Below are 8,054 nucleotides of genomic sequence, written 5' to 3'. Positions count from 1 at the left end.
TGAGGTCCCGAAAACCAGGTACTTCTGATCCCCATCACAAGATTAACGGCAGAATCAGCCTGATAAAATTGACGTATTTGAGTCGCTTCAGTACTTTTTACACCATAATAATAATTAACTAAGTCATCACTACGATATTCTGCACCGATATAAGGTGAAAGCTGGCCATTATCAAAATTAATAGGATAACTATAGGAAATGTCGGCCTGATATCCTTCATGTGTGCCTAGTGCATCTGTGACCACTTCTATGCCAATTTTTCCAAAGCCGGTGTCGTAACTATATTCAACACCTATGTCCAGGGTGCCATCTCTGTCGTCCATGCCCATCAAAAATGGACTGTCCTGTGCTTCATAGCCGTCCAGTCGATAATTTCCCGTCAAACCGAAAGTATAATTATCATTGCCATATAACTGATAGCCAAACTTAGGACCCATCAAATAAAAATCACCGTAATTAATGATGAAGATAGGCACAGCCATGCTATCACTGCCCAGCTCAATATAACCTTCATCTTCACTGATAATACCTAGTCCAACACCCCAACTTAATTCAGGTTCATGATATTTATCAGTTGCATGTGCTTGTGGTGCGCCTATTAAAAAACCGATGGTAAGGAGCGAGTTTATAATTTTCATATTAGTACCTTTTAATGTTGTAAAAATCAGATACATAATGTATCTGCAGCTTAATCAAGAGAGTTGTCAACCAGACCTCAAGACAAAGATTACCAGTTGAATCTTTCTTGAAACTTACACATAGAAAATAAATCAGCAAAAAATAAAACCGCGCCCCAAAGATAAAATTTTATAGATACAAAGGAAGTCTAAAGGTCAATGTTGACGCTATTGTAATGGGTGCCGGAAATGCAGGACTTACCGCGGCAGCCACTGCAACGAGGAGGAGCAAAACGTTACTCTCAGAGAGGCATAATGTTTCCGGAGGATGCGCTACCTCATTTATGAGGGGAAAATTCGAATTTGAAGTCGCTCTGCAACAACTTAGTGGTATCGGGACAAAAGAGCAGCCTTTCATTTTACGAGATATATTCAATAACTTCGGGATTATGGATAACTTTCTCTGCCTTTAACCTGTTCCAACAGTCAGTTCAATAATCCTAAATCCAGCAAAATTAGTCCCTGTTGAATAGATCAGATATGTGGTTTATTCTACTTATACTCGTGTACACCGTGCTCTATTATTCTCAAGAAGTTTGCTTCCATCACCCAGTTCACGAAAAAGATGTCACTGTGCTCAGGCACAATAATTTCGATTAACACGCCACGTAATGCTGCTGCGTGAAGATATGTCATTAATGTTTGGTCTGGTATAAAATAAGGCGTCATAATTTTCACGTTGGTTCGCGCGCTAGCTAATGCGTTAATTAATGCCCAGCGTATTTTGTTATGGTCTTCATCGGGACCATCTTGAATGACTCGGGCAACGACAGATTGCTCGCTTGTTTGCTTATGTATGCTGGGTTTATGCAGGGGGAATTCAATTAGCTCACCTGTCGCAAAAAACCAATCCTCTATAAATACCTGACTAATTTGGTCAATAACCTGGCCCGTTACTTGAAATTGAACATCATCAATGGGGGTTTCTGTGTTTTTAACTACATTATTCTGGCTTATGTTCATTCCACCGATGTAAGCCACTTCACCATCCACACAGAGAATTTTTCTGTGGTTTCTTAGGTTGATAAAACGAATACTGGTAAGCGAAATGGCGGGTAAAAAACGAGCTGTTTTAACCCCTAACTTTTTTAAAGCTCGGTCTGATTTATGCCAGCTGTAACCAATGCCTATGCCGTCCAGTAGTACGTTCACAATGACACCTCGACTATGAGCTTCACCTAAGGCGTTAATAAATTGGAGTCCAACGGAATCCCAATTGAATATATAACTTGATAAAACAATGTGGTGCTTAGCGCTATTAATCGATTGGATCATAGCTGGGTAGGCTGTATCACCATTAATGAGCGGTTCAACTGTGTTGGCTGCAATATAATTAACTGGATGAATTTTATATCCAGCAATGATTGATGAATGCCAACGCTTGGGTAGATGGAAAAATTTGATGGGTTTTTGTTGATGGCGAAAATCTGGTTTACGTGTTTTTGGATGTTTTTTCTGCGCTAAACGTTTGATTCGATTTATTCCAAACAACCAATAAAACAAACTTCCCACAACGGGTGAAAGTATAACAAGGCCAATCCAGGCCAGTGAAGTGCGTTCGTTTTCTTTGAACATCAGAACATGTAAACTGCTAATGAGAGATAAACTAATATGTAAAATAATTGTTATGGTTACCCAATGGATATAGGTCCATTCAAGTAACTCTTCAAATATTTGCATAAAAGCCTACTCAGTAATGCGCGGTTAAGTGAATTATGGAAAACGACAGTACATATATAATCAGACAATATAAGTACAGCTAGAAGCTTACAACAAAATTGCAATAAATCTAATAAAGACTTTCATATGGAGATCATCATGAGCATAAAAATAAATGATTTTAAGGTAACACCAGGCGAGAAGTTTATACTTCGAGACTGCCCTACCCAGACTGATCCTCTATATCAGTCAAAGAAACATTATAAACGAATGCTCAAAAAACAGGTCACCAAATTAAGCAAACAACAACAGCTATTGTATGGGTCCAACAAATATTCACTACTATTAATATTTCAAGCAATGGATACGGCTGGCAAAGACGGCGTTATTCGCCATGTTATGTCCGGGATTAATCCACAGGGCTGTCAGGTCACTAGTTTCAAACATCCGAGCGCTAATGAATTGGAGCATGATTTTTTATGGCGAACCAATCAAGCGTTGCCTGAACGCGGTCGTATTGGTGTATTTAACCGCTCGTATTATGAAGAAGTGCTGATAGTCCGAGTGCACCCTAAAATACTCGAAGCTCAGAAAATTCCAGAGGAACATTTTGCTAAAGGTGACTTATGGCAAGACCGCTTTCGTTCTATTAATAATGTAGAGAAACATCTGCACAATGGCGGTACCCACATTATTAAAATATTTTTGCACCTTTCTCAGGAAGAACAGCGCTTGCGTTTTATTGATCGCATAGATGACCCAGATAAAAATTGGAAGTTTACTGATGCTGATATAAAAGAACGAGAGTTTTGGCCACAGTATCAGGAGGCTTACCAAGCATGTTTGCAAGAAACGAGCACAAGCGATAATCCTTGGTATGCTGTGCCAGCAGATGATAAAAAGAACGCACGCTTAATTGTTGCCAAAATTATGCATAAAACATTAAAGGCCCTGAATATGAGCTATCCGATTAGTGATGAACAACGCAAGCTAGAGCTACAGTTATTAAAGCAAAAACTGTTGAAGTAAGCAGTTCTGCGTGACTAACATTACCACACGGAGTTTACTCAATGATTCACCTATATAATTTACCAATAGCGCTCCATACTTATTTGTCCTGGGGAGCGTCGTAAGTGCTTTTTAAAACCCAATTCATTAAGTACTTGCATCGCGTCTGCTATCATTGCTGGATTTCCGCAAAGCATGACTTGAGTGTTTTCAGGATTGATGTCAATTTTTGTTTGGTTTTGAATGACACCACTTTTAATAAGTGCCGGGATCCTTCCTTGAATAGTGCCGGCATGCTTTTCTCTGCTCACCACTGGCACAAAAGAAAACTGTTCTGCATGATCATTTTGCCATTTTTCTATTTTTGCTAGGTATGCTAAATCATGAAACTTTCTTACACCATAAACTAACGTGATGTTTTTATAAGTTCGCCAAGGTTCACGCGTTTCCAAGATAGATAAAAAAGGGCCAACACCAGTCCCAGTGGCAAGCATAAGTAAATTTTCACTGGCTGGAACTTCATTGAGAACTAAAAATCCAGTTGCTGGAGACATTATTTTCAGCTTGTCTCCCTTTTGAAGCGCATGTAACTTAGGTGATAAACTCCCCTCTTCTACAGGCACAGCAATCACTTCTAACACATCTGATTGAGGAGAATTAACCAATGAATATGGCCTAGAAATCACAGTGCCGTCCTGCATTTCAACACCAATTTTGGCAAACTGACCTGCGGTAAATGTTGGAAATTCAGAACATGAAAAGTACAAACTAAACAAATGCGGATTCCAGTCCACCCTATCAATGATTACTGCGTCGTGCCATTTAGCCATTGTTGGTTTCTACTTATATATTTTCAAGTATCTCTTGAAAAGGTTGAGGCTTATGAATTGCATAACCTTGAGCATAATCAACACCAAGTTCTTTTAACATATCTTTGATATCATCAGACTCAACGAACTCAGCGATGGTTTGCATTCCCATAATATGGCCAATTTGATGAATTGACTTGACCATAGCGTAGTCTATTCTATCTTCTATCATATCTTTCACAAACAAACCGTCTATTTTTAGATAATCCACGGATAGATTTTTTAAATAGCCAAATGATGAAAGTCCACTACCAAAATCATCTAAAGCAAAATAGCACCCAAACTTTTTAAGGTTGTTTATAAAGTTTTCAGCCAGTAGAAGGTGTGAGATAGCCGCAGTCTCTGTTATTTCAAAACAAATTTTACTCCCATCGACCCTATGTTGACTAAATTTGGAAACGATAAAGTCTAATATGCTTGCATCAGTCAACGAATGGCCAGAGAGATTAATCGAAACGAAATCAACGGTGTTCAAAAAAACAGGATTTTCTTCCAGTACACGAAAGGCTTTTTCTATGACCCACCGGTCGACTTGCTCAATCAGATTATAACGTTCTGCTGATGGCAAAAACGCACCAGGTGGAATGATGTTTCCCTCCTCATCTTGCATTCTAACAAGCAGTTCATAATGCATTTTATCGCTGTTATTAAGTGACTCGATACTTTGCGCGTAAAGACAGAATCGGTCCTCGGTTAAAGCCTGTTGAATGATGTTAACCCATTGCATTTCACCATGGCGTTTAGTTAAACCCTCATCATCAATATGATATACATGAATACGATTACGCCCAGAGTCCTTAGCCATATAACATGCCGCATCAGCGTCTTTTAATAAACCGGTTAATGTACTTCCAATTCCTATTATGGGCACTAAGCCAATGCTCGCGCTCGTTCTGAATCTATGTTCTTCAAACTGAAAATGATAATTTTGAATTGCCGTTTGTAAAAGCGTGGCAACCTAGTGTGCCCCTTCAATTGAGCAGTCTGTCATCAACACGCCAAACTCATCACCGCCTAGCCGCGCTAGTGTACCGCTTGCTCGAATAATTTTTTTTAGCACCACACTCAGTTGACGAAGCATTTCATCGCCGGCTGCATGCCCGCAAGTATCATTTACTACTTTAAATTGGTCGAGGTCGATATAACACATTGCATGTTCTGATTTATCATGTACGTTGCTCGTTATCATATCTTCAATGCGGCGTTCAAATTCTCGACGATTAAAGAGCCCGGTTAGGTCATCGTGGGATGAAAGGTAACTGAGTTTGTCCTCTACTTGCTTGCGTTTAGTAATATCAAGGTTAGACGAGCGGACACCTATTTGTTTACCCTTATCGTCAGTAACTTGCATACAGGTATGATTAAACCAAACAGTTGAGTCCTCTTTTGAGAGTAAACGCAGATCAAAAGCCTCAGGGTCACCATTGTCATTTATTTTATGTACGTGACACTTCCATATACCAATATCGTCGGGATGAATTAGCTGATCCATTAAGTTAGGCGTGTCATAAAAGGCCTGTTGATCATACCCGGTTAAATTGATGCAGGATGGAGACACATATTCATAGCAGCCATCAATAGAGCGTAAATAGGTAAACTCTTGTGCTAAATCTGCAATTGCGCGAAATTGTTTAGTCTTATGCTGTAGTTTAAATTTAAGCAGTGCTCCATTGGCAAGCAATGAGCCGATAATAATCGCTACCAAAGTGGGTGCAATAAAAAACGTAACTGAGGTCTCAATATAGAAAAAATATGCGTGAGTAAATGCAATCGGATAAATCAACAAAATAGTGAGAACGATGTATCTGATGAATATATAAAGAGGTGGCGTTCCTATTTCTATATGAAATACCCGATTCAATAACGAACGATTGGCCAATGCGCTTGCCTCTTCAATTTTGCAGTTAAATAACTATAAGTTACTATCTTATTCTACATTAGGTACTAATTACAAATAGGCGCTTAATACGCGCCCGGATCGGCATTTTTAACTGAATATGATTGTTGTCTGTCTAATAAAATGTGATATTTAGCGAGAAAGTGCGGTATCCCGCAATTCAAAACTTTTGGTTTAAGCAGATTCCACTATGCAGTTTCTATGTGCTTAACTAATCAGCTGCTCCGGTATGCTCTTTTTCTGCGACTGATTTGATTTTCAACCAACGCGAAAGCCAAACGCGCGAGGATGTTAATTGGATGCACAATTTGTTAATTTAGATTCAGAATAGATGACAAATGGCATGAAAAAAGGCCCCGACTATCAAGTGGGACCTTTTACAGTGTTAGACGGTAACCTATTTCTTCGTGCTGCGTCTAGCGAGACTCAATCCTGCTAAACTTAGCCCTAGCAGCGCAAGCGTGCCGGGTGCAGGGACATCCGCGATAGTTATTTTTCCACGTAAATTTGCTGTTGCAGACTGTCCTTCCAATACGGAAAAAGTATTCTGAGTCGAGAAACCACCTGTTGTTACATTGCCAACTTCTAACGCAAGCGTATATAATATACCTGCAATATTAAACGTCTCAGTCGGTAATACGATAGGAAACTGCACAATATCTGCTTGCGCTTGTGCCGAACCTGTATTTGGCGTGTTAATCAACGACAGTAAATAAGTGAACATTTCATTTGCGCCAAATGGATTAGTGAAGTCAATGGTTATACTTAGATCTACCGAATCAGCGCCCGTTCCTGATACAATTGTACCATTGAAGTAGGTAATTTCTCCGATGTCGAAGAATGAGCCTATAGTTCCGGCAATGCTCTGACCCTCGCAGACCAGTGATGACGGTTCCGTACCATTACCACCGGTGCCCCACGTGAATGTGTCCGAACCTACACCCGAGTTTACCATTGTGGTCGGACCTTGAGCATTCTGGAATACACACGAACTTGTCCCATCAATCGGAGCCGCATATGCTGACAACGAAATACCGCAATACGCGATTACGGCAAAAACTGCTTGGATTAGTTGCTTTTTCATAATTATTTTCCTTTAATTAATTTTTACTCATTATTTTAGAATAGCAATACGAAAATTGTGCCACTGAACCAATTATGCCAAATAATATTGTGCAAAAAATATACCGAAAATAAATTATGATTAAAAAACAAACAGTTGTATCTTTTGGTGTTTTTTTAATCAATTAAGTGTAAAAAAACCTGACAGTAGTTAACTCAAAGTTCTTATTAATCGAAGTCAAATTCAGGTTTAGTGATACTTATTTCAATAGCATATATTCCGTTTATGCCATTAATTTAGGTCTTAAGCTTCTTTTCAATGCGCAGATGACAGCAATTAAAATTCAATTTGGTGTATTTAGCGGTGAGTTTTTTAACATAGAAAGTGTAAAGAAAGCTGACAGGCTGCAGTGGGGTTGTTGGATCTCTATATTTCGCGCAGTCGAATTAAGGTTGTATGCTCGCACTATGGCTAGACCGAGACCTGAACCATCGTTATTTGATTGATTATTCCGCCAAAATGCTTGTAAAGCGAGAGTCTGATTTTTTTATCTATGCCCGGACCATTATCTGAAAAGCTTATCCAGTTATCGCCGACTTCAACACGGATCAATCCATTTACGGCACCATGCTTAATTGCATTTTCAATGATATTTTTACACGCAATCGTCAGTGCACTGTGGTCACCATAAATAACCGAGTCATTATTACCTGTTACTATCAGTTCGAGATCTTTATCTTCACGCAGTACCAGGGGACCTAAAAGCTGGCAGGCATCGGTCACGGGTTTGACGATAAGTATCGGCTTAAGTAAATAGGTATTCGAGTTTTGCGCCCGGGACAAATCAAGAAGTTGTTCAACACTGCGGCTCATATAGCTTA

Annotated in this window: 8 protein-coding genes and 1 pseudogene; 2 read left to right on the top strand and 7 right to left on the bottom strand. The window is 39.4% G+C overall.

Annotated features, from left to right (window positions below; translation table 11 throughout):
• Window positions 1-638, bottom strand: a 638-nt coding sequence (locus tag G399_RS20610) for a MipA/OmpV family protein (protein ID WP_051288545.1), incomplete at its 3' end; no start/stop codon positions are given.
• 215 nt (window positions 639-853) lie between these two features.
• On the opposite strand from G399_RS20610, the gene G399_RS22995 reads away from it, so the two are divergent.
• Window positions 854-1,090, top strand: a complete 237-nt coding sequence (locus G399_RS22995) for an NAD(P)-binding protein (RefSeq protein WP_026843651.1) — start codon at window positions 854-856, stop codon at window positions 1,088-1,090.
• A gap of 82 nt (window positions 1,091-1,172) precedes the next feature.
• On the opposite strand, the pseudogene G399_RS20605 reads toward G399_RS22995, so the two are convergent.
• Window positions 1,173-2,357: pseudogene (locus G399_RS20605) on the bottom strand (phospholipase D-like domain-containing protein); the annotation flags it as partial.
• A 138-nt stretch (window positions 2,358-2,495) separates the two neighbouring features.
• Here G399_RS20605 and G399_RS0110770 point away from each other — a divergent pair.
• Window positions 2,496-3,365: an ADP-polyphosphate phosphotransferase gene (locus G399_RS0110770; RefSeq protein ID WP_006009997.1), complete on the top strand. Its 870-nt coding sequence runs from the start codon at window positions 2,496-2,498 to the stop codon at window positions 3,363-3,365.
• A gap of 59 nt (window positions 3,366-3,424) precedes the next feature.
• On the opposite strand, the gene G399_RS0110765 is transcribed toward G399_RS0110770, so the two are convergent.
• The 5 genes from G399_RS0110765 to G399_RS20595 form a co-directional block, all read right to left on the bottom strand.
• Window positions 3,425-4,174 carry a ferredoxin--NADP reductase gene (locus G399_RS0110765; protein ID WP_006010001.1) on the bottom strand — a complete coding sequence of 250 codons (750 nt, stop codon included), beginning with the start codon at window positions 4,172-4,174 and terminating at the stop codon, window positions 3,425-3,427.
• A 13-nt stretch (window positions 4,175-4,187) separates the two neighbouring features.
• On the bottom strand, window positions 4,188-5,084 hold the full coding sequence (locus G399_RS22570) for an EAL domain-containing protein (protein WP_051288543.1): 897 nt from the start codon (window positions 5,082-5,084) through the stop codon (window positions 4,188-4,190).
• An 87-nt stretch (window positions 5,085-5,171) separates the two neighbouring features.
• On the bottom strand, window positions 5,172-6,092 hold the full coding sequence (locus tag G399_RS22565) for a sensor domain-containing diguanylate cyclase (protein ID WP_051288541.1): 921 nt from the start codon (window positions 6,090-6,092) through the stop codon (window positions 5,172-5,174).
• Window positions 6,093-6,507: 415 nt separating this feature from the next.
• Window positions 6,508-7,194 carry a THxN family PEP-CTERM protein gene (locus G399_RS0110755; RefSeq protein WP_006010003.1) on the bottom strand — a complete coding sequence of 229 codons (687 nt, stop codon included), beginning with the start codon at window positions 7,192-7,194 and terminating at the stop codon, window positions 6,508-6,510.
• Window positions 7,195-7,644: 450 nt separating this feature from the next.
• Window positions 7,645-8,054, bottom strand: a 410-nt coding sequence (locus tag G399_RS20595; protein ID WP_034896923.1) for a sensor histidine kinase, incomplete at its 5' end; no start/stop codon positions are given.

Source organism: Brumicola pallidula DSM 14239 = ACAM 615 (assembly GCF_000428905.1).
GTDB lineage: Bacteria > Pseudomonadota > Gammaproteobacteria > Enterobacterales > Alteromonadaceae > Glaciecola > Glaciecola pallidula.
The sequence above is the reverse complement of the archived record's forward strand: the minus strand, read 5'-3'. Positions and strand labels throughout refer to the sequence as shown.

What these genes read in the sequence shown, in the direction of transcription:
- G399_RS22995 (WP_026843651.1), top strand. Translation starts at nt 854, where the DNA reads ATGGGTGCCGGAAATGCAGGACTTACCGCGGCAGCCACTGCAACGAGG.
- G399_RS0110770 (WP_006009997.1), top strand. Translation starts at nt 2,496, where the DNA reads ATGAGCATAAAAATAAATGATTTTAAGGTAACACCAGGCGAGAAGTTT.
- G399_RS0110765 (WP_006010001.1), bottom strand. Translation starts at nt 4,174, where the DNA reads ATGGCTAAATGGCACGACGCAGTAATCATTGATAGGGTGGACTGGAAT.
- G399_RS0110755 (WP_006010003.1), bottom strand. Translation starts at nt 7,194, where the DNA reads ATGAAAAAGCAACTAATCCAAGCAGTTTTTGCCGTAATCGCGTATTGC.